The following is a 23952-nucleotide window of genomic DNA, read 5'->3' as shown; positions in this document are numbered from 1 at the left end:
ACACTGGCCGTGAGCGCACCATGACCTCCGAGGCACCCCGCAAGAGTCGTAAGAACAACCCGGAAAAGACCCGCGAGAACATACTCCAGGAAGCCATTGTGGAGTTTGTCCAGCAGGGCCTTTCCGGCGCTCGCGTGGATGCGATCGCCGAGCGCATCCACACCTCCAAGCGCATGATCTATTACTACTTCGGCAGCAAGGAGCAGTTGTACGTCGAGGTGCTGGAGAAGCTCTACGGCGACATCCGCACTACCGAAACCCAGATGAACCTCACCGCGCTGGAACCGCGCGAAGCGATCCGTCGGCTGGTGGAATTCACCTTTGATCACCACGACCAGAACGTGGATTTCGTGCGCATTGTCAGCATCGAAAATATCCACAATGCCGAGTACGTGAAGCGCTCGGATGCGATCAAGGCGATGAACAGCAACATTCTCGAAGCGCTGGGCACGACGTTGCGTCGCGGGGCCGAGATGGGGGTGTTTCGCGAGGGGCTGGAGCCGCTGGACGTGCACTTGCTGATCAACTCGTTCAGCTTTTACCGTGTGTCCAACCGCCATACGTTCAGTGAGATCTTTCAAATTGAGTTGTCGGATGAAGCGATTAAACAGCGGCACCGGGACATGATTTGTGACTCGGTGATGCGCTATTTGCAGGTTTGAGTCCATGCGAGGCTCGAGGCTGAAATGCAAGCCCCACATATGGATTCGGTTCCTACAGTGAAACGTTCATGCTCTGGAAGTGCGCCAACATCCGGTCTGCATCCGGCACTTCCCCACTGAACAACTCAAACGCCTTCACCGCCTGAAACACCGCCATGTTGCCGCCATCCAGCGTGCGGCAGCCCAAGGCGCGGGCGTCGCGCAGCAGCTCGGTCTCGAGTGGGAAATACACGATTTCCGCGACCCATAACTCAGTGCGCAACAGAGCGACCGGCACCGGTGTGCCGGGCAGCTTGGCCATACCCATCGGCGTGGTATTGACCACGCCGTCGGCCTCGGCCATCGCGTTCTCCAAGTGGTTGCCGACCTGGGCCCGGCCAGCACCGAAACGTTGCGTGAGGTTATCCACAAGGTCGCGGGCGCGATTGGCGTCCACGTCGAAAATGCTCAACTGCTCGACACCTTCCGCCAACAGCGCGTGGGCCACCGCTGCGCCCGCACCGCCAGCGCCCATCTGCACCACACGTTGGCGCGCCACGTCATTCAAGTTGCGCCGAAACCCTTCGGCGAACCCCAGGCAATCGGTGTTGTGGCCGATACGTTTGCCGTGCTTGAACACCACTGTATTGACCGCACCGATGCCGCGGGCCTCGTCGGACAGTTCATCGAGCAGCGCCAGGATCGCCTGTTTGCACGGATAGGTAATGTTCAGCCCGGTGAAGTGCATCAGCTCGGCGGCATGCAGCAGGTCGGGCAGGGCGTTGATGTCCAAGTGCAGGGGCTCAAGGTCGATCAAGCGATACAGGTAGCGCAGGCCTTGGGCGTCGCCTTCGCGTTCATGCAGGGCCGGCGTGCGGGAAGCCTGGATACCGGCACCGATCAGGCCAGCGAGGATGCGCGGTTTCATCGGGCCGATCCTTTTAGCAGATGGCTGAAATGTTCCAGGGCCAGGTGGTAGCCATGGCTGCCGAACCCCGCCAGCACTGCCTTGGCGATGGGCGACACAAAGGAGTGATGGCGGAACGCTTCACGGGCATGCACGTTGGACAGGTGCACCTCAATCACCGGCACCTCACTGGCTACCAGCGCGTCGCGAATGGCTACGGAGGTGTGGGTCCAGGCCGCAGGGTTGATCACGATACCGGCGCAACGGGCGCGGGCGCCGTGGATCCACTCGAGCAATTCGCCTTCGTGGTTGGTCTGGCGAAATTCGATTTTCAGCCCGAGCTGTTCGGCGCTGCGGCCACACAGCGCGGCGACGTCGGCGAGGGTTTCATGGCCGTAAGTGGCGGGCTCGCGGGTGCCGAGCAAGTTGAGGTTGGGGCCGTTGAGCACCAGCACGATGGGCGGCATTGAGGGTTTCTCCACAGTTCTTGTTAGTTGTGTGGATAAAATGTACTGGTTAGTTAATTTGGTCAATTGATGGCGGCGGATGTGTTCGATAATCGAACCGTTAATCAGACACGTCGTACAGTTGAATCGGATGGGGTATCAATTGAGCGTCATTCTCGACAGCGCTTAAGATGCCGCCCGAGCCAATGGCAAGAAGGGCGGACGGCCGCGCAAGAAGGTTTTAGAGCCCAGCGATTCTACGGATGCATGAAAAACCACAGGAGATTGTGGGTGCCTGGCAGATTTATCTGCGGGTCAGCAGAACCCCGGACTCCATATGGTGCGTCCACGGGAACTGGTCAAACAGCGCGCATTGGGTGATGCGGTGCGTGTCATGCAGTTGCGCGATGTTCGCCGCCAACGTCTCCGGGTTGCAGGAGATGTACAGGATGTTGTCGAAGCGTCGGGTCAGTTCGCAGGTGTCCGGGTCCATGCCGGCGCGCGGCGGGTCGACGAACACGCTGCCGAACTCATAGCGCTTCAGGTCGATGCCGTGCAGGCGGCGGAACGGGCGCACTTCGTTGAGCGCTTCGGTGAGTTCTTCAGCGGAGAGTCGCACCAGGGTGACGTTATCCACGGCGTTTTCATCGAGGTTGCTCAGCGCCGCATTCACTGAGGTCTTGCTGATCTCGGTGGCCAGCACTTTGCGCACGCGGGTTGCCAAGGGCAGGGTGAAGTTACCGTTGCCGCAGTACAGCTCGAGCAAATCATCCGGGCGGTCACCCAAGGCTTCGTATGCCCAGTTGAGCATCTTCTGGTTCACCGTGCCGTTGGGCTGGGTGAAGGCGCCTTCGGGTTGGCGGTAGCTGAAGGTGCGCCCGCCAACGTCGAGTTTTTCCACCACGTAATCATGGCCGATCACATCGCGCTTGCCCTTCGAGCGGCCGATGATGCTCACGTTCAAGCCGGCAGCCAGCTGGTTCGCGGCGGTGTGCCAGTGCTCGTCCAACGGGCGGTGATAGCACAGAGTAATCATCGCGTCGCCGGCCAGGGTGGTGAGGAACTCTACCTGGAACAGCTTGTGGCTCAGGGCGGCGCTGGCTTGCCAGGCGGCCTTGAGTTGCGGCATCAACTGGTTGATGCGGGCGCTTGCGATGGGGAACGCTTCGATCAGGATCGGCGTGCGCTTGTCGTCCTGGGAAAACATTGCGTAGTGGCGCTCACCGCCTTCGCGCCACAGGCGGAACTCCGCGCGCAGGCGGAAGTTCTGTAGGGGCGAGTCGAAGACCTGTGGCTCCGGTGCATCGAACGGTGCCAGCAGGTCACGCAAGCGCGTGACCTTGTCTTGCAGTTGAGCGGTGTAGCGTGCGGCGTCAAAAGTCATGCGTTGAACCAGCCCAGCTTGATCACGAACAGAATCGACAGAATCACCAGCGCCGGGTTCAGCTCACGGTAGCGGCCCGAAAGCAGCTTGATGGCGGTCCAGGCGATGAAACCGAAGGCGATGCCGTTGGCAATGGAGTAAGTGAAGGGCATCGCCAGGGCGGTGATCACCACCGGCGCTGCAACGGTAATATCGTCCCAGTCGATTTCGGCCAGGCCCGACGTCATCAGTACGGCCACGAACAGCAGTGCTGGTGCAGTTGCGAAGGCAGGTACGCTGGCGGCCAGTGGCGAGAAAAACAGCGCCAGCAGGAACAGGATCGCTACCACGACGGCGGTCAAACCGGTGCGGCCACCTGCGCTCACGCCGGCAGCCGATTCGATGTAGCTGGTAGTCGTTGACGTACCCAGCAGCGAACCGGCCATGGCGGCGGTGCTGTCGGCGATCAGCGCACGGCCCATTTTCGGCATGTGGCCGTCCTTGCCCATCAGGCCCGCGCGCTTGGCGACGCCGATCAGGGTGCCGGAGTTATCGAACAGGTCGACGAACAGGAACGCGAAGATCACGCTCACCAGGCCGATATCGAGCGCGCCTTTAATATCCAACTGCAGGAAAGTCGGGGCCAGGGACGGCGGCATTGAGGTCACGCCGCCGAACGGGGTGACGCCCAGCAGGATCGACACGATGGTCACTGCCAGGATGCCAATCAGCACGGCTCCGCGTACCGCCAGGGCTTCCAGCGCAACGATGAGCACGAAACCCAGGGTGGCAAGGATCGGAGCAGGTTGCTTCAAGTCACCCAGGCCAACCAGCGTGGCCGGGTTGGCAACCACAATCCCGGCGTTGTGCAGCGCAATCAGCGCCAGGAACAGGCCGATACCCGCAGCAATCGCCGAGCGCAGGGGCAGGGGAATGCTGTTGATGATCCACTCACGGATACGAAAGATCGACAGCAGGAAGAACAGCACCGCCGAGATAAACACCGCACCCAGCGCAACCTGCCAGGTATGGCCCATGTGCAGGACCACGGTGTAGGTAAAGAAGGCGTTGAGGCCCATGCCCGGCGCGAGTGCGATCGGGTAGTTGGCGATCAGGCCCATCACGGTCGAACCGATGGCGGCCGCCAGGCAGGTCGCGACGAATACCGCGCCCTTGTCCATGCCGGTCTCGCCGAGGATGCTCGGGTTCACGAACAGGATGTAGGCCATGGCCAGGAATGTTGTGATGCCCGCGAGGATCTCGGTGCGCACGTTGGTGTTGTGTGCCTTGAGTTGAAACAGCTTTTCCAGCATGCCTGCTCCCTGTGACGCTCTGTGGCGTCGTGATTTGTTGACCTCTAAGTCAAAGCACAAACTGCGCCAAGCGCCTGTGGTTTCAGAGAGGATCGGAAAAAGCGGCGCATCATACCAGCAGCCGAGGCCTTGAGGCATACTGCGACGACGTTTAAACGAAGGTCACCCGCAGCATGAAAAACGCCAAACCGTGGAGTCTAGTCCTGATCCCCTGTATCAGCCTGTTGCTCGGCGCAGCACCGGCGTGGGGCGCGACTGCACCGCCCTTGAGCGAAGTGCGTGTGTTCAAGGTCGAGTCGGCGAAGTGCAGCGAGACCATTGCGGAACGTGTAAACACTACCCAGATGTGTGAGCACCGCGGGCCCACCCGGGTTTCTGTGATGGAAGTCGGCCTGGGCAACAACCCCATGGGTCGCTTCAATGGTGCTGAGTTGAATGGCCAGCGCACGGCGGTTTGCCAGGTGGGCAACATCAGCGAAGCCTGCACGGGGGCCGGCACATTGATGGGCTACATCTATGTGTTTGACCTGAACGTCGAAGCCCAGGGCTGGTTCCAGTACAGCAACTCCTCGATCAACCCCCCGCGAAATACCTTGACCACACAGCTCAATATCCGCTGATCAATCACCTTGAACGCTCAATACCCTGGGAAGTCGTACCCCTGAGACGGCGACTTTCCTGAACGCCGCGGATGTAGACCAACCCGTGAGGTGTTTATGAGCGCGACCCCCAATGGCGCGGCGACCCAACCGTTCGCCAGCCACTCCATATGCCTGAGGCTAAACGGCCAGGATCGCCAGTTGGATGTGCTGCCCTGGACCACACTACTCGACCTTTTGCGTGAGCAGCTCGACTTGGTGGGCAGCAAAAAAGGCTGCGACCACGGCCAGTGCGGCGCCTGCACCGTATTGCGCGATGGCAAGCGGATCAATGCCTGCCTGACGCTGGCGGTGATGTGCGACGGTGCCGAACTCACCACCATCGAGGGCCTGGCCAACGGCGACCAACTGCACCCGATGCAGCAGGCGTTTATCAAACACGATGCCTTCCAATGCGGTTACTGCACCCCTGGGCAGATCTGCTCGGCCGTCGGCCTGGCCAATGAAGGTCGGGCCCACGACACGGCGCAAATCCAAGAGCTGATGAGCGGTAACCTGTGCCGCTGCGGGGCTTACAGCAATATTCGCGATGCCATTGAAGACGTAGTGGGAGGTGAGCAATGAATCCCTTCCACTACAGCAAGCCTGCGGATGTGCAAGAAGCGGTTCATCTGAGCAGCGCCGCGTCGCGCTTTATTGCCGGTGGCACCAACCTGCTGGACCTGATGAAAGAAAACATCAGCCGCCCCGAGCATCTCATCGATATCACAGGATTGCCGCTCAATGACATTCAGGAGACTGCCGGTGGCGGTCTGTTGATCGGCGCGTTGGTGAGCAACGCCGACCTGGCCTGGCACCCGCTGATCGAACAACGTTACCCGCTGCTGTCCCAGGCCATCCTGGCCGGCGCCTCGCCGCAACTGCGCAACATGGCCAGTACCGGCGGCAACCTGTTGCAGCGCACCCGTTGCTACTACTTCTATGACGCTACCGTGCCGTGCAATAAGCGTGAGCCCGGCAGTGGCTGCCCGGCACGCACCGGTTTGAACCGTATTCACGCGATCCTCGGCGCCAGTGAACAGTGTGTCGCCACCCATCCCTCCGACATGTGCGTCGCTTTGGCAGCGCTGGAGGCGAGGGTGCATGTAGAGGGGCGTGGCGGTTCGCGAATCATTGAGTTCGCCGACTTTCATCGCCTACCGGGTGATGCGCCGCAACGTGACAACCAATTGGCCGACGATGAGCTGATCACCGCCATCGAACTGCCTGCCGATCACCTGGCAAACCATAGCAATTACCTGAAAATCCGTGACCGTGCCTCCTATGCGTTCGCCTTGGTGTCTGTGGCTGCCGCGCTTGAGCTGGACGGCGACACCATCATCGACGCGCGCCTGGCCCTTGGCGGCGTGGCCCACAAACCCTGGCGTGACCGCGTGGTGGAAGCCGCACTGATCGGCCAGGTTGTTAGCCGTGAAACCTTCAGTAACGCCGCCGATGCCCTGTTGCAAGACGCCGAGCCGCTGCAGCACAACGGCTTCAAGATCAAGCTGGCACGCCGGGGGGTTATTCGCGCCCTGAGCGACGCCGCTGTTGCAGGAGAACGCCCATGAGCGCTATCGGCAAACCCTTGGACCGCGTTGACGGTCTGCTCAAGGTCACAGGCAAAGCGCGGTATGCCGGTGAGTTTCCCGAAGAAGGCCTGCTGCATGGCAGCGTAGTGTCGAGCACCGTGGCCAAGGGCCGGGTGCTGCGTATCGACGCGACCAAGGCGCTGGCGCTGCCGGGTGTGGTGGAGGTTATCCATCACCTCAATCGGCCAACAATCGCCAGCTACGATGATGCTTTCCAGGACGATGATGCGGCCGACGGCTCGCCGTTTCGCCCGCTGTACAACGATCGCGTACTGTACAGCGGCCAGCCACTGGCGCTGGTGATCGCCGATAACCTCGAGCTGGCGCGACATGCCGGCTCCCTGGTGGAGATCGAGTACGAAACCGAAGCCTTTGAAACCGACTTGCTGGCCTTGCAGGAACAAGCCTACGCCTCGCCGCAGACTCCGCCCAAGCCGCGCGGCAACTTCCAGGCCGAATGGATCGGCGCTGCCGTCAGCCTGGATCTGCACTACAGCACCCCCATCGAACACCACAACCCGATGGAGCCCCACGCCAGCACCGTGCTGTTTCAGCCGGACGGCACGCTGCACATCCACGACAAGACCCAAGGCCCGCAGAACTGCCAGGCCTATGTGCAAAAAGTCTTCGGCCTGGATAAAAGCCAGGTGCGTGTCTTCGCGGCATTTGTCGGCGGCGCCTTTGGCTCGGGCCTGCGCCCGCAGTATCAATTGCCGCTGGCGGTGATGGCGTCCTTGGCGCTCAAGCGCTCGGTGCGGGTCACGCTGACGCGTCAGCAGATGTTCACCTTCGGTTACCGCCCACGCACCTTGCAGCGTTTGCAGCTGGGCGCCGCCGCCAACGGCCGCCTGCTGGCACTGGGGCACACCGCGATTGGCCAGACGTCGCGCTTCGAGGATTTCAGTGAGCATGTGGTGGAGTGGAGCGGCATGCTCTACCACTGCGATAACGTGCAGCTTACTTATAAGTTGGTGCCACTGGATGTGTTCACGCCGCTAGACATGCGTGCACCTGGGGCGGCCCTCGGGGTGATCGGCCTGGAGTGCGCCATGGACGAACTGGCCTGCGCGCTGGGGATGGACCCGGTGCAACTGCGGCTGATCAACTATGCCGAACGCAATCAGAACGAAGACAAGCCCTGGTCGAGCAAAGCCCTGCGCGAGTGTTACCGCGAAGGCGCCGAGCGTTTCGGCTGGCACCCACGCAACCCGGAACCGCGCAGCATGCGCGACGGCCGCCAGTTGATCGGCTGGGGCATGGCCGGCGGCGTGTGGGAGGCCATGCAGATGAAGGCCAGCGCCAAGGCGCGTATTGATGCCGAGGGCAAACTGACCGTCAGCAGCGCCACCACCGATATCGGCACTGGCACCTACACGGTGATGACCCAGATCGCGGCTCAGGCCAGTGGCGTGGCGGTTGAGGACGTGGCCTTTGTGTTGGGGGATTCATCGTTGCCCACTGCGCCGCTGCAGGGCGGATCGTTTACCGTGTCCTCCGTCGGCACGGCTGTGCAGCAGGCCTGCGAAGCGTTGAATGCCAAGCTGTTGGCCGTTGCTCGGCAAACGTACCCGGTATTCAAGGAGGCCGAGTCCGTACGCTTTGAAGACGGCCAGTTGCATACCGGTGACGTCAGTGTGTCATTGGCACAGCTGGTCAAGGACAGTGGCGAAGACGCGTTGGCGGTGCAGGTCGACAGCGAGCCCGACAAGAAGCGCGAGGGGTTTGCTACCGCTACCCATTCGGCGGTATTTGTCGAGGTGCGTGTGGATGAAGACCTGGGCACGATCAAGGTCAGCCGGGTGGTCAGCGCGATTGCCGCCGGGCGCGTGGTCAACCCGAAGATGGCGCGCAGCCAGATCCTCGGCGGGGTGGTATGGGGTATCGGCATGGCTCTGCACGAAGAAACCCAGATCGACCATCAATTGGGGCGTTACATGAACCATAGCCTGGCGGAGTACCACATCCCGGTAAACGCCGATATCGGCGAGATTGACGTGGTGTTTGTCGAAGAACGCGACGATATCGTCAACGCCCTTGGGTCGAAGGGGGTTGGTGAGATTGGTATTGTGGGCGTAGCGGCGGCGGTGGCGAATGCGATTTATCACGCCACTGGGAAGCGGGTGCGGGCGTTTCCGATTACTTTGGACAAAGTGCTCTGACGCAATCTCCTACCCACTGAAGATCAAGTGTGGGAGCTGGCTTGCCTGCGATGGCGGTGGGTCAGCTCCTGATGAGGTGACTGACACACCGCTATCGCGGGCAAGCCCGGCTCCCACAGTATTTGCGGTGTGGCTTAAACCTTGGGCTCTTCCACCGGCACATGCATCCGATCCCGATTCGCCAGGGTCGGGAACAGCTTGATCCACACCCCCGTCACCACCAGCGTGCCGATCCCACCCATGACCACGGCAGGCACGGTGCCGAACCAGTGGGCGGTGATGCCCGATTCAAACTCGCCCAACTGATTCGACGCGCCGATAAACAAACCGTTGACTGCACTGACCCGCCCGCGCATTTCGTCCGGTGTCTCCAACTGCACGAATGAGGCGCGGATCACCATGCTGATCATGTCTGCCGCACCCAGCACCACCAGCACCGCCAGGGAAAACCAGAACGAGGTGGACAGGCCGAAGGCGATGGTCGCCACGCCGAATACGCCGACGGCGGTGAACATCACGCGGCCCACATGCCGGTCCACCGCGAACCGCGCCAACCACAACGACATCAATAGCGCGCCCACTGCCGGTGCCGAACGCAGCAGGCCCAGGCCCCAGGCGCCCGTCAGCAGGATGTCCTTGGCGAACACCGGCAGCAACGCGGTGGCGCCACCCAGCAGCACGGCGAACAAGTCGAGGGAGATGGCACCGAGAATATCCGGGCGGCTGCGGATAAAGCGGATACCGGCGAGCAGAGAGTCCATGGTCGCCTTGGCTTTGTTCAGCGGCGTTTGGCGCGCGGGCAAATTCAGGGTCAGCACGCAGGCAATGAGGTACAGCACCACCGTGGGGCCATACACCCACACGCTGCCAAAGGCGTAAAGCAAGCCGCCAAGGGCCGGCGCGACAATGGTCGCCAGCTGCTGGGCCGACTGCGACGAGGCCACGGCCCGTGGGAACAGTGCGGCGGGCACAAGGCTCGGGAGCATGGCCTGGGTGGTGGGCATTTCAAACGAGCGCGCAGCACCCAGCATGAAGGCGAGGATAAAGATCATCTCGCGGGTCACGTTGCCGGTCAGGCCTCCAATGGCCAGGGACAATGCGATAAGCGCCTGCACGGTCTGGCAGATGGCGGCAACTTTGCGCCGCTCATAGCGGTCGGCCACATGCCCGGTGTGCAGCATGAACAGCACGCGCGGCACGAATTCCACTAATCCGACCAAACCCAGGTCCAGCACGTTGCCCGTCAGTTGGTAGAGGTTCCAGCCGATCGCCACGGTGAGCATCTGGAAGCCGCTGGCGGTGAAGATGCGCGCCAGCCAGAACGCGATGAAAGGGCGATGGTGACGTAACAGCAACGCAGGTTCGCTAGGCATCGGGAATTCGAGTCAAGGCCGGGGGAAGCGCCGAGATTATCATTAAGTTGTAACAGATAGTTGCAGGAGCTGAGCTGAGGCAGTCTGTCACGCGGCAAAAGACCACACAGGTCAACCTCAAAAATGGGACTACTCTTTCAGCAATGCTTGATTCAGATCAATGCCGTCGCAGGGGCAGTTCAAGTCGGCAGACCAGGCAAGCATCCCAGCGTGATTGGACAAAAAAAGAAACGAATTGAAATTCGCCGTACTCCATAGCGATGGGGCAGTGATTGCAGGCCGCCGGCCGGCATTCGGTATTACCTGAAAGAGGACAACATATGTTCGGTTTGGAGGCGCTAGATCTCGCCCGCGTCCAGTTCGCGTTCACCATCTCATTCCATATCCTGTTCCCGGCGATCACCATCGGCCTGGCCAGTTACCTTGCGGTGCTGGAAGGCTTGTGGCTCAAGACCCACAACGACACTTACCGTGATCTCTACCACTTCTGGTCGAAGATTTTTGCCGTCAACTTCGGTATGGGCGTGGTGTCCGGCTTGGTCATGGCCTACCAGTTCGGCACCAACTGGAGCCGCTTCTCAGACTTCGCTGGCGCCGTCACCGGGCCACTTCTGACCTACGAAGTGCTCACGGCCTTCTTCCTTGAGGCCGGTTTCCTCGGCGTGATGCTGTTCGGTTGGAACAAGGTCGGGCGCAACCTGCACTTTTTCTCCACCGTGATGGTGGCCGTGGGTACGTTGATTTCGACCTTCTGGATCCTGTCGTCCAACAGCTGGATGCAGACGCCCCAGGGCTTTGAAATCATTGACGGCCGCGTGATCCCAACCGATTGGTTCGCCGTGGTCTTCAACCCGTCGTTCCCTTATCGCCTGGCGCACATGGCCACGGCGGCCTTCGTGGCGACAGCGTTCTTCGTCGGCTCCTCAGCGGCCTGGCACTTGTTGCGCGGCAAGGACAACCCGGCGATCCGCAAAATGCTCTCGATGGCGATGTGGATGGCGCTGATTGTTGCGCCTATCCAGGCGGTGATCGGCGACTTCCATGGCCTCAATACCCTGAAGCACCAGCCCGCGAAAATCGCCGCGATTGAAGGCCACTGGGAAAACAAAGGCAACGAACCGACACCGCTGATCCTGTTTGGCTGGCCCGACATGAAGGCCGAAAAAACCAAATACGCGGTGGAAATTCCCTACCTGGGCAGTCTGATCCTCACCCACTCCCTGGATAAACAGGTGCCTGCGCTCAAGGACTTCCCACCGGAAGATCGTCCGAATTCGACCATCGTGTTCTGGTCGTTCCGGGTCATGGTCGGCCTGGGCTTCCTGATGATCTTCACCGGCCTGTTCAGCCTCTGGCTGCGCCGGGGCGACAAGATGTACACGTCCAAACCGTTCCTGTACCTGGCGCTGTGGATGGGCCCGTCCGGCCTGATTGCGATCCTTGCGGGTTGGTTCACCACCGAGATCGGCCGCCAGCCGTGGGTGGTCTACGGCTTGATGCGCACAGCGGATGCTTCTTCCGGGCATAGCCTGGCGCAGATGACCATTACCCTGGTGTTGTTCGTGGTGGTGTACTTCGCGCTGTTTGGTGCGGGTCTTGGCTACATGATGCGTTTGGTGCGCAAAGGCCCTGTAGCCCATGACGTGACCGAGCCGACCCACGGTGGTCCTGGCCAGAAGCGCACGCCGGCGCGTCCTTTGTCTGCTGCCGATGACGGCACTGACAACGACAACGACCACATCCAGCATAAGGGGAATTGAGATGGGTATTGATCTTCCGCTGATCTGGGCCGTGATCATCATCTTCGGCATCATGATGTACGTGGTCATGGACGGCTTCGACCTGGGTATCGGCATCCTGTTTCCGTTTATCCCGGGCAAGACCGACCGTGACGTGATGATGAACACCGTGGCGCCGGTCTGGGACGGTAACGAAACTTGGTTGGTATTGGGCGGCGCGGCGCTGTTCGGCGCGTTCCCGCTGGCCTATTCGGTGGTGTTGTCGGCGCTGTATCTGCCGCTGATGCTGATGTTGATCGGGCTGATCTTTCGCGGCGTCGCGTTCGAGTTCCGCTTCAAGGCCAAAGACCACAAGCGTCACCTGTGGGACAAGGCGTTTATCGGTGGCTCGTTGGCTGCGACGTTCTTCCAGGGCGTGGCGCTGGGGGCGTTTATCGATGGCATCCCGGTAGTGAATCGCCAGTTCGCCGGCGGTTCGCTGGACTGGGCCACACCGTTCACGATGTTCTGCGGTGTGGCGTTGATCGTGGCCTATGCGTTGCTCGGTTGCACCTGGCTGATCATGAAGACCGAAGGCCCGTTGCAGGAGAAGATGCACAACCTGGCGCGGCCCCTGGCGTTCGTGGTGCTGGCGGTGATCGGCATCGTGAGTATCTGGACGCCGCTGACGCACCCGGAAATTGCCTCGCGCTGGTTCACCCTGCCCAACCTGTTCTGGTTCCTGCCAGTGCCGATCCTGGTGCTGGTGACCATGTACGGCCTGTTCCGCGCCGTGGCACGCAACGCGCACTACACGCCGTTCCTGCTGACGCTGGTGCTGATCTTCCTGGGCTACAGCGGCCTGGGTATCAGCCTGTGGCCGAACATCATTCCGCCATCGGTGTCGATTTGGGACGCTGCGGCGCCGCCGCAAAGCCAAGGCTTCATGCTGGTGGGCACGTTATTCATCATCCCGTTCATCCTGGGCTACACCTTCTGGAGCTACTACGTATTCCGCGGCAAGGTCACCCACGAAGACGGTTATCACTAGGAGGGTCGTCTCATGTCCGGCAAACCTACGTTGCACGAGATTGAACAGGCCGAGAAACAACCGTTGTGGCGGCGCCTGGGGTGGCTGGCGATGATCTGGACTGGCAGCGTGCTGGCCCTGTTCGTCGTGGCCAGCCTGATGCGCATGTTCATGAACGCGGCTGGCTTGACCACCCACTGACATCCCATCCCGTTGCCTTGCGGCACGGTTTTTTGGCCCCGCCTCTCCTCGCAGTGGCGGGGCTTTTTTATTTGCGCGCTTTGAGGATCACGAATTTCGGCGTGGTGGCGATTTGCTCGACACCCCGGAACAATCGCGCCAGCTTGGTGTGATAACCCAAGTGGCGGTTGCCGACTATATAGAGGGCGCCGCCGACTACCAGCGCTTCCCGCGCCTGCTGGAACATACGCCAGGCGAGGAAGTCACCGACCACCTGCTGCTGGTGGAACGGCGGGTTGCACAGCACCACGTCCAGCGAATCGGGTGCCTGGCCGGCCAAGCCATCGGCGGCGCGTACGATGACATCGCGCTCACCGAGCGCTGCTTGCCAGTTTTGGGCCGCCGACTGCATGGCCATATAGGACTCGTCCACCAGGGTGTATTGCGCCTCGGGGTTTTGCAGGGCGCTGGCAATCGCCAGTACACCGTTGCCACACCCCAGGTCCGCCACCCGCGCGCTGCCCAGGCTTTTGGGTAGGTGCGGCAGGAACGCACGGGTGCCGATGTCCAGGCTTTCGCGGCAGAACACGTTGGCGTGGTTCAGCAACTCGATGGCTGGCGCGTCGAGGGTGTAGCGGGTCGGATACGGCGAGACAGCCGCGGGACGATCTTCAACAGTGGCGATCAGCAATCGCGCTTTCTTGACCGCCAGCGATGCGTGCATCGGCCCGATGTAGCGTTCCAGCAACTCGCCCGCCGCCCGTGGCAAGTGCTTGATCATCGCCCCGGCAATCACTTCGGCGCCTGGCGCAAGCTGGCCTTGCAGGCGGATCAATTGCTCTTCGAGCAGGGCCAGGGTTTTCGGCACGCGGATCAGTACGCGGTCAAAAGGCCCTGCCGGGATTTGGCTGGCCGGGATGAACGGCACAGCGTCAAACGCCTTGCTGTTGCGCACCAGGTTTTTCTCCAGGCCCTGGGCTGCCAGGAATGAGTCGCCGCTGGAGGTTACCTGTACTTGGCCCTGGAGGCTGACGGCCAGAGCGCCGAAGCTGTCATTGAGCACCAACACGCGGGTCTCAGTAGTCGGCTGCTGTTCGGCCAGATGATTGAGCAGGTACTCGTCAGCCGCATCGAAGGCTTGCAGCGGATCATTATGTTGCTCTGGCTGGCGGATCAGATCGAGCTGGGCGAAGGGGCTTTCGAGCAGGGGCATGGAGGGGGAGGCTCTGGGTAAACGATAAGTGTTCGGCAGTGGCCAGCCGAGACGTCTGAGTGAACGACTGGCGGCACCCGGGGGGTGGCTGCTCAACACTCAGAATTGGCCGCAAATGTTACTTTTTTTTCAGGGGGATTACATGCGGTGTTTGCTGGCGGGTCAAATAATCCCGTCTTGCGCGGCGCGGAGCACGGCGGCGATCTTGTTGTTGACCCCCAGTTTTTTCAGGCAACTGCAGACATGAAAGCCCACCGTGCGTTCGGATAAACAAAGGATGGCGGCGATGTCCGCTGCGGTCTTGCCCTTGCCGGACCACATGAGCACTTCCGTTTCACGCGGGGTCAACAGGCTGGCGGGTTTAGTACTGGGTGGTATGTCGGCATACTTATGCGCCAGTACTGCATGCATCGCGTGACACAACCACAGCATCAGCCCCGCTTTTTCGTAAAGTTCTTCCGGCGTGATTGCGCCTTTACCGCGGCTCAGGGTCAACATGCTGAACATGCCCCGGAAATCATGGACGGTTATGGTCAGCGCGATGTGCACGCCTGAAGTCTGCGCCAATGACCAAAGGCTGGGTACGTCTTTAAAGGTTTCTTCCTTCCAGACAATGGGCAGCGGGCTCTCCCTACAGTGCTTAACCACCGGGTCTACGCCAAAGAAGCTCGCCTGGTCATACACTGTTTTCCATTCATTTGGGTAGTTGGTGAATTCAATCGGCTTGACTTGGTTTTTAGGCAGGTTAGCGCTCATTTTGAAGGAACAGTGTTGGAAGCCGAGCTCTAAGGTTCTGATGGCTACCATTTCAAACACGCTGGTGGCCTCATCTTCGCCTTCTAGTTTGGGATGCCGTGTGTTGCGCCAGTTAATCATTGGTAACGCTCCATGGAATTCTCCGTGCCTTGAGGTACGTCCTGGACCCCCAACGCTGCACGGAAATGAGTGTAGGACAACGGCTACATGTCGAGAGGAAAATTTCGTTCTTGCGCGCAGGTTTTTAAGAATTTTTCTGCAAAGTGACCTGCTGGCGTTGGCCGCGGGCAGTCTGAAAGTCGCGGTTTATTAGGCGTTTGAAGGCCCTGTAACGATCAACTAACAACCTGTTTGTAAGGGGGGTTGAGAGGCTAATAGCCAATTGATTGGCGGTGCAATTGGATAGCCATTACTGCATGTGTTGCGCGATACCACTACCAACCACAGGTGTTTCCACGCGCCACTTTGAGAGACACTAGGGCACCTGTTGAACGGAGGCCCCCATGACGGCCAGCGCTGAGAAATTCACCCGCCAGACCTTGCTCGATGTGCAATCGCTGACCCCCAGCCTGTTTACCCTGCGCACCACCCGCGATCCCGGTTTCCGCTTCACTGCGGGCCAGTTTGTGCGCCTGGGGGTGACCAAGGCGGATGGCAGCACCGTCTGGCGCGCCTATTCCTTAGTGTCCTCGCCGTTTGATGAGCACTTGGATTTTTTCTCGATCGTCGTCCCGGGCGGTGAGTTCACCAGTGAGCTGAGTCGCCTGCGGGTGGGCGATACCTTGATGGTGGAACGCCAGGCCACCGGATTCCTGACGTTGAACCGTTTCGTCGATGGTCGCGATTTGTGGATGCTGGGCACTGGCACCGGGGTGGCGCCGTTTTTGTCGATCCTGCAGGACTTCGAGGTCTGGGATAAATTCGAGCGCATCATCCTGGTGTACAGCGCCCGCGAAGCCAAGGAGCTGGCCTATCAGGCGCTGATCAACGAACTGGGCGAGCGCGAGTACCTGGCCGAATACGCGCACAAGCTCACCTACATTCCTATCGTCACCCGTGAACAACACCCGGGCGCGCTGAATGGGCGCATCACGACGCTGATCGAAAATGGCGAACTGGAACGCGCGGCCGGCGTTGAGCTGGCTCCGGAGCATTCCCGCGTGCTGATCTGCGGCAACCCGCAGATGGTTGATGACACGCGGCAGTTGCTCAAGCAGCGCGATATGAATCTGAGCCTGAGCCGTCGTCCTGGTCAGGTGGCGGTAGAAAATTACTGGTAATAAAAAAGGCGCCTCAAGCAGGCGCCTTTTTTTCAAGCCGGTGTTTACTGAAGCGGCTTGTCGTTCTGTGCCTTGAGCAGATCACGGATCTCACCCAACAACAGTTCTTCCTTGGTCGGCGTCGGTGGCAGGCTTGGTGCCACGGCCTCTTCACGCTTCAGGCGATTGATCGCCTTCACACCCATGAAGATCGCAAACGCGACGATGACAAAGTCGATGACGCTCTGGATGAACTTACCGTAGGCCAGCACCACCGCAGGCACATCGCCTTGCGCTGCCTTGAGCGTTATCGCCAGGTCAGCGAAGTCCACGCCACCGATCAGCAGACCAATGGGCGGCATTATTACGTCGCCAACAAAGGAGGAAACAATTTTGCCGAAGGCCGCGCCGATGATAATACCGACGGCCATGTCGACCACATTACCTTTGACCGCGAAGGCCTTGAACTCACTGATCACGCCCATGGTTATTCCTTGTTACAGATGAGAAGGGTGGGGCTCAGTGTAATTCAGTCGTAGCGGGCTTGCCTGACACAACCGTTAACACTGTTAGTTTTAATCGACACATTAAATCGAAAATAGTTTGCAAAGTGCCATCAATCGCGCGCGAAATACTCGCTAAATCAGGTGCTTACTAGATTATTTTATCAATCGGGTTGGTACGTCTTTTCTATTTATCTTCTGACTCTCGGGTCACTAGCCTCTGGCAAGCACAACTGAATGTGCACTAAAAAAACCAGAGGAAACCTTGATGAACACCCCAATGAGCCGCGGGCCTGTTATAGCGCGAACTGCGCTGGTACTGGTGACCGCCAGCCTGCTGTCCCTCTCTGTGCAAGCCGCCAACTTGACCCGCGATAACGGTGCAGCGGTGGGCGACAACCAGAACTCGCAAACCGCCGGCGCCAATGGCCCTGTACTGCTGCAGGACGTGCAACTGATCCAGAAGCTGCAACGCTTCGACCGCGAACGCATCCCGGAGCGCGTGGTACACGCCCGTGGCACGGGCGCCCACGGCACCTTCACGGTCACCGACAACCTCAGCGATTTGACCAAGGCCAAGGTATTCGCCGCTGGCGAAACCACACCGGTGTTCGTGCGCTTCTCCGCCGTGGTACACGGCAACCACTCCCCGGAAACCCTGCGCGACCCGCGCGGTTTCGCCACCAAGTTCTACACCGCCGACGGCAACTGGGACCTGGTGGGCAACAACTTCCCGACGTTCTTTATCCGCGATGCGATCAAGTTCCCGGACATGGTCCACGCGTTCAAACCCGACCCGCGCACCAACCTCGATGACGACTCCCGTCGCTTCGACTTCTTCTCCCATGTGCCCGAGTCCACGCGCACGCTGACCGAGCTGTACGCCGACTCCGGCACCCCGGCCAGCTATCGGGAAATGGATGGCAACGGTGTGCACGCCTACAAGCTGATCAATGCCAAAGGCGATGTGCACTACGTCAAATTCCACTGGAAAAGCCTGCAAGGCATCAAGAATCTGGATCCTAAGCAAGTTACCGAAGTGCAGGGCCGTGACTACAGCCACATGACCAACGATCTGGTCACGCATATCAACAAGGGCGACTTCCCCAAGTGGGACCTGTACGTACAGGTGCTCAAGCCTGAAGACCTGGCCAAGTTCGACTTCGACCCACTGGACGCCACCAAGATCTGGCCGAATGTGCCCGAGCGCAAAGTCGGGCAGATGGTGCTGAACCGCAACCCGGCCAACGTCTTCCAGGAAACCGAGCAAGTGGCCATGGCCCCGGCCAACCTGGTGCCGGGCATCGAACCGTCGGAAGACCGCCTGCTGCAAGGCCGAGTGTTTTCCTACGCCGACACCCAAATGTACCGCCTGGGCGCCAATGCCCTGCAACTGCCGATCAACGCACCACGCGCAACCGTCAACAATGGCAATCAGGACGGCGCACTGAATTCCGGCAAAACCACCAGCGGCGTGAACTACCAGCCAAGCCGCCTGGAGCCTCGGGAAGAGCCGCAAGCCGCACGCTATAGCCAATCGGCCCTGTCGGGCAGCACCCAGCAGGCGAAGATCCAGCGTGAGCAGAACTTCAAGCAAGCCGGTGATCTGTACCGCTCCTTCAATAAAAAAGAGCGTCAGGACCTGATCGAGAACTTCGGCGGCTCGCTGGCAACCACCGATGATGAAAGCAAGCACATTATCCTGTCGTTCCTTTACAAAGCCGATCCGGAGTACGGCACTGGCGTAGCCAAGGTTGCCAAGGGGGACCTGGCGCGCGTGAAGGCGCTGGCGGAAAAACTGACTGACTGATCCGTTGGTTATGGTCGGCGCCCAGAGACGGGCGTCGACCCTTGGCAGGAGAACACCCATGCGAATTTCTATCGGTCTGCTGATGGCCATGCTGGCCTTTGTCGCACACGCCGAGTCGCCCGACCCGGTTGCGCTCAAGGTCCAGTTGCAGGATTACTACTTCGACGCCGCCCGTCGTGGCGACCTCGACATGCTCAACACCTTTATCGATTCCGGCTACAGCCTCAACACCCAGGATGACAAGGGCTACACCGCGTTGATCCTCGCCGCGTACCACGGCCAGGGCCCGTTCGTGGAGCGCTTGCTCAACGCCGGTGCCGACGCCTGCGTGCAGGACAAACGCGGCAACACTGCGCTGATGGGCGCGATCTTCAAGGGCGAACTGAAAATTGCCCAACGCCTGCTGGCCACCGACTGCAACCCCGATCAGCGCAATGGCGCCGGGCAGACGGCGGCCATGTACGCCGGGCTGTTCAAACGCGTCGAGCTGTTGGATGAGTTGAAGGCCAAAGGCGCCGACCTCAACGCCGAAGACCCGATCGGCAACAGTGCTTCACGATTGGCCAGCGGTGAAATCCGGACCCCGGCGCCGCGCTGAGCTATCATCGCGGTTTTTCGGTTGGAGGTTCTCAAATGGCAAAGGCCAAGCGCATGTACGGCTGCACGGAGTGCGGCGCGACCTTTCCCAAGTGGGCCGGCCAGTGCGGCGAATGCGGTGCGTGGAACACCCTGACTGAAACCATGATCGAAAGCGGCGGCGCGGCGGCCCCCACTGGCCGTGCCGGCTGGACCGGGCAACAGGCGCAGATCAAGACGTTGGCCGAAGTCAGCGTTGAAGAAATCCCGCGTTTTTCCACCGCTTCCGGCGAGCTGGACCGGGTGTTGGGTGGCGGTCTTGTGGACGGTTCGGTGGTGTTGATCGGCGGTGATCCGGGCATCGGCAAATCGACGATCCTGCTGCAAACCCTGTGCAGCATCGCCAGTCGCATGCCGGCGCTGTATGTCACTGGCGAAGAATCCCAGCAGCAAGTCGCCATGCGCGCCCGTCGCTTGGGTTTGCCCCAGGACCAACTGCGGGTGATGACCGAAACCTGCATCGAAAGCATCATTGCCACGGCGCGTATCGAAAAGCCCAAGGTCATGGTGATCGACTCGATCCAGACCATTTTTACCGAGCAATTGCAATCAGCGCCGGGCGGTGTGTCCCAGGTGCGCGAGAGCGCGGCGCTGCTGGTGCGTTATGCCAAGCAGAGCGGCACGGCGATCTTCCTGGTGGGGCATGTGACCAAAGAAGGCGCGCTGGCCGGGCCACGGGTGTTGGAGCATATGGTCGACACTGTGCTGTATTTCGAAGGCGAATCCGACGGCCGCTTGCGTTTGCTGCGGGCGGTGAAGAACCGTTTTGGTGCGGTAAACGAGTTGGGTGTGTTTGCCATGACCGACCGGGGGCTGAAAGAAGTCTCCAACCCGTCGGCGATTTTTCTGACTCGCGCTCAGGAAGAAGTCCCGGGCAGTGTGGTAATGGCAACGTGGGAAGGCACTCGCCCGATGCTGGTGGAAGTGCAGGCGCTGGTGGATGACAGCCATCTGGCCAACCCTCGGCGTGTGACCTTGGGTCTGGATCAAAACCGCCTGGCGATGCTGCTCGCGGTGTTGCACCGACACGGCGGCATTCCTACCCATGACCAGGATGTATTCCTGAACGTCGTGGGTGGGGTCAAGGTGCTGGAGACCGCGTCTGACCTGGCGTTGATGGCGGCGGTGATGTCCAGCCTGCGTAATCGGCCGTTGCCGCATGACTTGCTGGTGTTCGGTGAAGTCGGCCTGTCAGGCGAAGTACGCCCGGTGCCCAGCGGGCAGGAGCGTTTGAAGGAAGCGGCCAAGCACGGCTTCAAGCGCGCCATCGTGCCCAAGGGCAACGCACCGAAGGAATCGCCGCCGGGGATCACGATTATTGGCGTGACGCGGTTGGAACAGGCGTTGGATGCGTTGTTCGAGTAATCAGCAACACCGCAAACCAATGTGGGAGCGGGCTTGCTCGCGAAAGGGGTGTATCAGCGATGAATTCGTCGACTGACACTGCGCCTTCGCGAGCAAGCCCGCTCCCACGTTTGGATTGTATTGGCTGTTAAATCTCCAGCAAAGCACCCAGCTCGCGCTCCAACTCTTCCTCGTCACCCAGGTTCAATTCGACCAGCCGCCGCAAATGGCTGATCGAGTCCAGGTCGATGTGCTGGCACACAAAGCCCAGTTGGTCATGATCCTCATGAGTCAGCCGAACCTGCATCTTGATATGGGCCTTTGGGTCCAAGCGAATATCGACGTCAAACGCCAGCGCCTTATTGCCCTTCCAATCCTCGGGGCGCTTTACCAACAAGCCCTTCAGCGACAAATCCACCAACTGCACCGGCCACTCGCGGCCGTTTTGCCGAAGTTCGGTCTTGGCATCAAAGGCGATCCGGCGAAAACGGCGGCGGTCAGACGCTTGCTCGGTCATGGTCAAACCCTCTGTAGATAGAAAGAGTGTAGCTCTGCGCCATCATCAGGCCATTTTTTCTGCTTTTTTTGCGCTGGCAAGGCTCTAGACCAACGTAGGGGGGTGGCCTTTAAGGCCAGTAGCGCTAAACTCCGGATGGCTGTCCTTTCTGTCCACCCTGGCTGGAATATAAAAATGAAAAATAATAATAGCCTGCTACGCCATCTACCCTGGCTGGTGCTGGCAATTGTAGGAGCGTGCGCCCTGGGCGTAGTGGCCTTGCGCCGCGGCGAGGCGATCAACGCCTTGTGGATTGTGGTCGCTGCGGTGGCCATCTATCTGGTTGCGTACCGTTACTACAGCCTGTTCATCGCTAATAACGTGATGCAACTCGACCCACGGCGGGCCACCCCCGCAGTGGTCAATAATGATGGTCTGGACTATGTGCCGACCAACAAACACATCCTTTTCGGTCACCACTTTGCGGCGATTGCCGGTGCAGGCCCGTTGGTCGGCCCGGTGCTGGCGGCGCAAATGGGCTACCTGCCTGGCACGCTCTGGCTGATTGCCGGCGTGGTGCTGGCCGGTGCCGTGCAGGACTTCATGGTCCTGTTCCTGTCCACTCGTCGCAACGGCCGCTCCCTGGGGGACATGGTCCGCGAAGAGATGGGCCGCATCCCTGGGACCATCGCGCTGTTCGGCTGCTTCCTGATCATGATCATCATCCTGGCGGTGCTGGCGCTCATCGTGGTCAAGGCCCTGGCCGAGAGCCCATGGGGCATCTTCACGGTGATGGCGACCATCCCGATCGCGATGTTCATGGGCATCTACATGCGCTACATCCGCCCGGGCCGCATCGGTGAAATCTCGATCATCGGCGTGCTGTTGCTGCTGGGCTCGATCTGGCTGGGCGGGCAGATTGCTGCTGATCCGGAGTGGGCCAAGGCCTTCTCTTTCACCGGTATCCAGATCACCTGGATGCTGATCGGCTACGGTTTCGTCGCGGCGGTACTGCCGGTGTGGCTGATCCTCGCGCCACGCGATTATCTGTCGACCTTCCTCAAAATCGGCACCATCATCGCCCTGGCGATCGGCATCCTGGTGACCATGCCCGACCTGAAAATGCCGGCGTTGACCCAGTTCATCGATGGCACCGGTCCGGTCTGGAAGGGCGGTCTGTTCCCGTTCCTGTTCATTACCATTGCCTGTGGCGCGGTATCGGGTTTCCACGCACTGATCTCGTCGGGCACTACGCCCAAACTCTTGGCCAGTGAAAGCCATGCCCGCTACATCGGTTACGGCGGCATGCTGATGGAGTCGTTCGTGGCCATCATGGCCATGGTTGCCGCGTCGGTGATCGAACCTGGCGTGTACTTCGCCATGAACAGCCCGGCCGCGATTGTCGGCACGGACGTGGTCACCGTGGCGCAGACCGTCAGCAGCTGGGGCTTTGCGATTACGCCTGAGGCGCTGTCTGCCGTCGCCCATGACATCGGTGAAACCACCATCCTGGCGCGTGCCGGTGGTGCTCCGACGCTAGCGGTGGGTATCGCGCAGATCCTGCACAGCGTGCTGCCGGGTGAAAACACCATGGCGTTCTGGTACCACTTTGCGATCCTGTTCGAAGCGCTGTTCATCCTGACGGCGGTGGACGCCGGTACCCGTGCCGGTCGCTTCATGCTGCAAGACCTGCTGGGTTCCTTCGTGCCGGCGCTCAAACGCACCGAGTCATGGACGGCCAACCTCATCGCGACCGCTGGTTGCGTGGCCATGTGGGGTTACCTGCTGTACCAAGGTGTGATCGATCCCTTGGGCGGCATCAACACCTTGTGGCCGCTGTTCGGTATCTCCAACCAGATGCTCGCGGGTATCGCGCTGATGCTGGCAACCGTTGTGCTGATCAAAATGAAACGCCAACGCTACATCTGGGTGACCATGCTGCCAGCCGTCTGGCTGCTGATCTGCACCACCACGGCGGGCTTCATCAAGCTGTTCGACGCGAATCCTGCGATCGGCTTCCTGTCGCTGGCCAAGAAGTACAGCGATGCCCTGGCCAACGGCCAGATCCTGGCCCCGGCCAAGAGCATCGACCAGATGCAGCACGTGATCTACAACGCCTACACCAACGCAACGCTGACGGCGCTGTTCCTGTTCGTGGTGTTCAGCATCCTGTTCTATGCGCTCAAAGTCGGCGTCGCCGCTTGGGGCAACAAAGAGCGTACGGATAAAGAAGCCCCGTTCCAGGCTGTACCGGACGCGTAATAGAGGATTGCAGCCATGTTCAATGACATCAGTCGCCTCGGTAAATACCTCGGTCAGGCCGCGCGCTTGATGGTCGGCATGCCCGACTACGACACGTACGTCGAGCATATGCAAACCAAGCACCCGGACAAACCGATGATGGACTACAAGGCGTTCTTTCGGGAACGCCAGGAAGCCCGTTACGGTGGCAAGGGTGGGCCTAAGTGCTGCTGACCCGGCACTCGGGCTTGCGGTGATCCACTGTGGGAGCGGGCTTGCTCGCGAAGGCGGTCTGTCAGTTTAGGTATGTGCTGACTGATCCACCGCCTTCGCG

At 60.3% G+C, this 23952-nt stretch carries 23 protein-coding genes; 14 read left to right on the top strand and 9 right to left on the bottom strand.

The annotated features are described in order from the left end of the window. The first annotated feature begins 20 nt into the window (after nt 1-20). Complete coding sequence (locus AACY36_RS14545) at nt 21-662, top strand: TetR/AcrR family transcriptional regulator (protein ID WP_339416847.1); 642 nt, start codon at nt 21-23, stop codon at nt 660-662. Between the two features lie 52 nt (nt 663-714). Here the strand turns inward: AACY36_RS14545 and AACY36_RS14540 are convergent, their stop codons facing one another. The 4 genes from AACY36_RS14540 to AACY36_RS14525 form a co-directional block, all read right to left on the bottom strand. After that, a complete protein-coding gene (locus AACY36_RS14540) occupies nt 715-1569 on the bottom strand; it encodes a shikimate dehydrogenase (RefSeq protein WP_339438502.1) in 855 nt (284 codons plus the stop codon). After that, complete coding sequence (gene aroQ, locus AACY36_RS14535) at nt 1566-2015, bottom strand: type II 3-dehydroquinate dehydratase (RefSeq protein ID WP_065873640.1); 450 nt, start codon at nt 2013-2015, stop codon at nt 1566-1568. The genes AACY36_RS14540 and aroQ overlap by 4 nt, the downstream gene beginning before the upstream one ends. Nucleotides 2016-2298: 283 nt before the next feature. After that, nucleotides 2299-3378, bottom strand: a complete 1080-nt coding sequence (trmA, locus tag AACY36_RS14530; RefSeq protein ID WP_339416841.1) for a tRNA (uridine(54)-C5)-methyltransferase TrmA — start codon at nt 3376-3378, stop codon at nt 2299-2301. Continuing rightward, on the bottom strand, nt 3375-4670 hold the full coding sequence (locus AACY36_RS14525) for an NCS2 family permease (RefSeq protein ID WP_339416840.1): 1296 nt from the start codon (nt 4668-4670) through the stop codon (nt 3375-3377). Before AACY36_RS14525 ends, trmA begins: the two co-directional genes overlap by 4 nt. A 173-nt stretch (nt 4671-4843) precedes the next feature. Between AACY36_RS14525 and AACY36_RS14520 the strand changes: the two genes are divergently transcribed. From AACY36_RS14520 to AACY36_RS14505, 4 genes are all read left to right on the top strand, one after another. Further along, entirely contained in the window at nt 4844-5290 is a 447-nt protein-coding gene (locus AACY36_RS14520; protein ID WP_339416839.1) for a DUF4879 domain-containing protein, read from the top strand. Nucleotides 5291-5386: 96 nt separating this feature from the next. Further along, nucleotides 5387-5893, top strand: coding sequence for a (2Fe-2S)-binding protein (locus AACY36_RS14515; RefSeq protein WP_339416838.1), 507 nt, complete (start codon nt 5387-5389; stop codon nt 5891-5893). After that, the gene (locus tag AACY36_RS14510; RefSeq protein WP_339416837.1) at nt 5890-6879 is read left to right on the top strand and encodes an FAD binding domain-containing protein; all 990 of its coding nucleotides are present in this window, start codon (nt 5890-5892) and stop codon (nt 6877-6879) included. The genes AACY36_RS14515 and AACY36_RS14510 overlap by 4 nt, the downstream gene beginning before the upstream one ends. Continuing rightward, nucleotides 6876-9059 carry a xanthine dehydrogenase family protein molybdopterin-binding subunit gene (locus tag AACY36_RS14505; RefSeq protein ID WP_339416836.1) on the top strand — a complete coding sequence of 728 codons (2184 nt, stop codon included), beginning with the start codon at nt 6876-6878 and terminating at the stop codon, nt 9057-9059. Before AACY36_RS14510 ends, AACY36_RS14505 begins: the two co-directional genes overlap by 4 nt. A 134-nt stretch (nt 9060-9193) precedes the next feature. Here the strand turns inward: AACY36_RS14505 and AACY36_RS14500 are convergent, their stop codons facing one another. Continuing rightward, on the bottom strand, nt 9194-10432 hold the full coding sequence (locus tag AACY36_RS14500; protein WP_339416835.1) for an MFS transporter: 1239 nt from the start codon (nt 10430-10432) through the stop codon (nt 9194-9196). Nucleotides 10433-10752: 320 nt separating this feature from the next. Here AACY36_RS14500 and AACY36_RS14495 point away from each other — a divergent pair, with 320 nt between their 5' ends. Genes AACY36_RS14495 through AACY36_RS14485 form a run of 3 tightly spaced genes read left to right on the top strand, consistent with a single transcriptional unit; the run spans nt 10753 to nt 13381 of the window. Then, the gene (locus AACY36_RS14495) at nt 10753-12192 is read left to right on the top strand and encodes a cytochrome ubiquinol oxidase subunit I (protein WP_339416834.1); all 1440 of its coding nucleotides are present in this window, start codon (nt 10753-10755) and stop codon (nt 12190-12192) included. A gap of 1 nt (nt 12193) precedes the next feature. Beyond that, on the top strand, nt 12194-13201 hold the full coding sequence (cydB, locus tag AACY36_RS14490; RefSeq protein WP_339416833.1) for a cytochrome d ubiquinol oxidase subunit II: 1008 nt from the start codon (nt 12194-12196) through the stop codon (nt 13199-13201). A 12-nt stretch (nt 13202-13213) separates the two neighbouring features. Beyond that, nucleotides 13214-13381: a DUF2474 domain-containing protein gene (locus AACY36_RS14485; protein ID WP_010562540.1), complete on the top strand. Its 168-nt coding sequence runs from the start codon at nt 13214-13216 to the stop codon at nt 13379-13381. A 67-nt stretch (nt 13382-13448) separates the two neighbouring features. Here AACY36_RS14485 and AACY36_RS14480 read toward each other — a convergent pair whose 3' ends face one another. Next, complete coding sequence (locus AACY36_RS14480) at nt 13449-14573, bottom strand: class I SAM-dependent methyltransferase (protein WP_339416832.1); 1125 nt, start codon at nt 14571-14573, stop codon at nt 13449-13451. A gap of 162 nt (nt 14574-14735) precedes the next feature. Beyond that, on the bottom strand, nt 14736-15449 hold the full coding sequence (locus AACY36_RS14475) for a helix-turn-helix transcriptional regulator (protein ID WP_339427988.1): 714 nt from the start codon (nt 15447-15449) through the stop codon (nt 14736-14738). A gap of 383 nt (nt 15450-15832) precedes the next feature. Here AACY36_RS14475 and AACY36_RS14470 point away from each other — a divergent pair, with 383 nt between their 5' ends. Further along, nucleotides 15833-16609, top strand: coding sequence for a ferredoxin--NADP reductase (locus tag AACY36_RS14470; RefSeq protein ID WP_339416828.1), 777 nt, complete (start codon nt 15833-15835; stop codon nt 16607-16609). A gap of 44 nt (nt 16610-16653) precedes the next feature. Here AACY36_RS14470 and mscL read toward each other — a convergent pair whose 3' ends face one another. Then, complete coding sequence (mscL, locus tag AACY36_RS14465) at nt 16654-17073, bottom strand: large-conductance mechanosensitive channel protein MscL (protein ID WP_339416826.1); 420 nt, start codon at nt 17071-17073, stop codon at nt 16654-16656. 286 nt (nt 17074-17359) lie between these two features. On the opposite strand from mscL, the gene katB reads away from it, so the two are divergent. From katB to radA, 3 genes are read left to right on the top strand one after another with little or no spacing between them, the layout of a single operon-like run. Next, a complete protein-coding gene (gene katB, locus AACY36_RS14460) occupies nt 17360-18901 on the top strand; it encodes a catalase KatB (RefSeq protein ID WP_339416824.1) in 1542 nt (513 codons plus the stop codon). Nucleotides 18902-18959: 58 nt separating this feature from the next. Then, on the top strand, nt 18960-19499 hold the full coding sequence (locus tag AACY36_RS14455; RefSeq protein ID WP_339416822.1) for an ankyrin repeat domain-containing protein: 540 nt from the start codon (nt 18960-18962) through the stop codon (nt 19497-19499). Nucleotides 19500-19534: 35 nt separating this feature from the next. Beyond that, nucleotides 19535-20902: a DNA repair protein RadA gene (gene radA / locus AACY36_RS14450; protein WP_099584746.1), complete on the top strand. Its 1368-nt coding sequence runs from the start codon at nt 19535-19537 to the stop codon at nt 20900-20902. 127 nt (nt 20903-21029) lie between these two features. Here radA and AACY36_RS14445 read toward each other — a convergent pair whose 3' ends face one another. After that, nucleotides 21030-21398 carry a PilZ domain-containing protein gene (locus AACY36_RS14445; protein ID WP_339427989.1) on the bottom strand — a complete coding sequence of 123 codons (369 nt, stop codon included), beginning with the start codon at nt 21396-21398 and terminating at the stop codon, nt 21030-21032. Between the two features lie 174 nt (nt 21399-21572). Here AACY36_RS14445 and AACY36_RS14440 point away from each other — a divergent pair, with 174 nt between their 5' ends. Both AACY36_RS14440 and AACY36_RS14435 read left to right on the top strand, forming a co-directional pair. Continuing rightward, nucleotides 21573-23639 (top strand): carbon starvation CstA family protein, encoded by a 2067-nt coding sequence (locus AACY36_RS14440; RefSeq protein WP_339416816.1) that lies wholly within the window; start codon nt 21573-21575, stop codon nt 23637-23639. A gap of 15 nt (nt 23640-23654) precedes the next feature. Beyond that, nucleotides 23655-23852, top strand: coding sequence for a YbdD/YjiX family protein (locus AACY36_RS14435; RefSeq protein WP_003176208.1), 198 nt, complete (start codon nt 23655-23657; stop codon nt 23850-23852). The last annotated feature ends 100 nt before the right edge of the window (nt 23853-23952 follow it).

It is taken from the genome of Pseudomonas sp. EA_15y_Pfl1_P101 (genome assembly GCF_963970835.1).
GTDB lineage: Bacteria > Pseudomonadota > Gammaproteobacteria > Pseudomonadales > Pseudomonadaceae > Aquipseudomonas > Aquipseudomonas tritici.
This window is presented reverse-complemented; position numbering and strand designations above follow the sequence as displayed.

Coding starts and splice junctions, on each gene's coding strand:
- AACY36_RS14545 (WP_339416847.1), top strand. CDS start 21: ATGACCTCCGAGGCACCCCGCAAGAGTCGTAAGAACAACCCGGAAAAG.
- mscL (WP_339416826.1), bottom strand. CDS start 17,073: ATGGGCGTGATCAGTGAGTTCAAGGCCTTCGCGGTCAAAGGTAATGTG.
- AACY36_RS14435 (WP_003176208.1), top strand. CDS start 23,655: ATGTTCAATGACATCAGTCGCCTCGGTAAATACCTCGGTCAGGCCGCG.
- AACY36_RS14445 (WP_339427989.1), bottom strand. CDS start 21,398: ATGACCGAGCAAGCGTCTGACCGCCGCCGTTTTCGCCGGATCGCCTTT.
- radA (WP_099584746.1), top strand. CDS start 19,535: ATGGCAAAGGCCAAGCGCATGTACGGCTGCACGGAGTGCGGCGCGACC.
- AACY36_RS14475 (WP_339427988.1), bottom strand. CDS start 15,449: ATGATTAACTGGCGCAACACACGGCATCCCAAACTAGAAGGCGAAGAT.
- trmA (WP_339416841.1), bottom strand. CDS start 3,378: ATGACTTTTGACGCCGCACGCTACACCGCTCAACTGCAAGACAAGGTC.
- AACY36_RS14525 (WP_339416840.1), bottom strand. CDS start 4,670: ATGCTGGAAAAGCTGTTTCAACTCAAGGCACACAACACCAACGTGCGC.
- AACY36_RS14515 (WP_339416838.1), top strand. CDS start 5,387: ATGAGCGCGACCCCCAATGGCGCGGCGACCCAACCGTTCGCCAGCCAC.
- aroQ (WP_065873640.1), bottom strand. CDS start 2,015: ATGCCGCCCATCGTGCTGGTGCTCAACGGCCCCAACCTCAACTTGCTC.
- AACY36_RS14540 (WP_339438502.1), bottom strand. CDS start 1,569: ATGAAACCGCGCATCCTCGCTGGCCTGATCGGTGCCGGTATCCAGGCT.
- AACY36_RS14440 (WP_339416816.1), top strand. CDS start 21,573: ATGAAAAATAATAATAGCCTGCTACGCCATCTACCCTGGCTGGTGCTG.
- AACY36_RS14500 (WP_339416835.1), bottom strand. CDS start 10,432: ATGCCTAGCGAACCTGCGTTGCTGTTACGTCACCATCGCCCTTTCATC.
- AACY36_RS14455 (WP_339416822.1), top strand. CDS start 18,960: ATGCGAATTTCTATCGGTCTGCTGATGGCCATGCTGGCCTTTGTCGCA.
- AACY36_RS14480 (WP_339416832.1), bottom strand. CDS start 14,573: ATGCCCCTGCTCGAAAGCCCCTTCGCCCAGCTCGATCTGATCCGCCAG.
- AACY36_RS14485 (WP_010562540.1), top strand. CDS start 13,214: ATGTCCGGCAAACCTACGTTGCACGAGATTGAACAGGCCGAGAAACAA.
- AACY36_RS14470 (WP_339416828.1), top strand. CDS start 15,833: ATGACGGCCAGCGCTGAGAAATTCACCCGCCAGACCTTGCTCGATGTG.
- cydB (WP_339416833.1), top strand. CDS start 12,194: ATGGGTATTGATCTTCCGCTGATCTGGGCCGTGATCATCATCTTCGGC.
- AACY36_RS14505 (WP_339416836.1), top strand. CDS start 6,876: ATGAGCGCTATCGGCAAACCCTTGGACCGCGTTGACGGTCTGCTCAAG.
- AACY36_RS14520 (WP_339416839.1), top strand. CDS start 4,844: ATGAAAAACGCCAAACCGTGGAGTCTAGTCCTGATCCCCTGTATCAGC.
- AACY36_RS14495 (WP_339416834.1), top strand. CDS start 10,753: ATGTTCGGTTTGGAGGCGCTAGATCTCGCCCGCGTCCAGTTCGCGTTC.
- katB (WP_339416824.1), top strand. CDS start 17,360: ATGAACACCCCAATGAGCCGCGGGCCTGTTATAGCGCGAACTGCGCTG.
- AACY36_RS14510 (WP_339416837.1), top strand. CDS start 5,890: ATGAATCCCTTCCACTACAGCAAGCCTGCGGATGTGCAAGAAGCGGTT.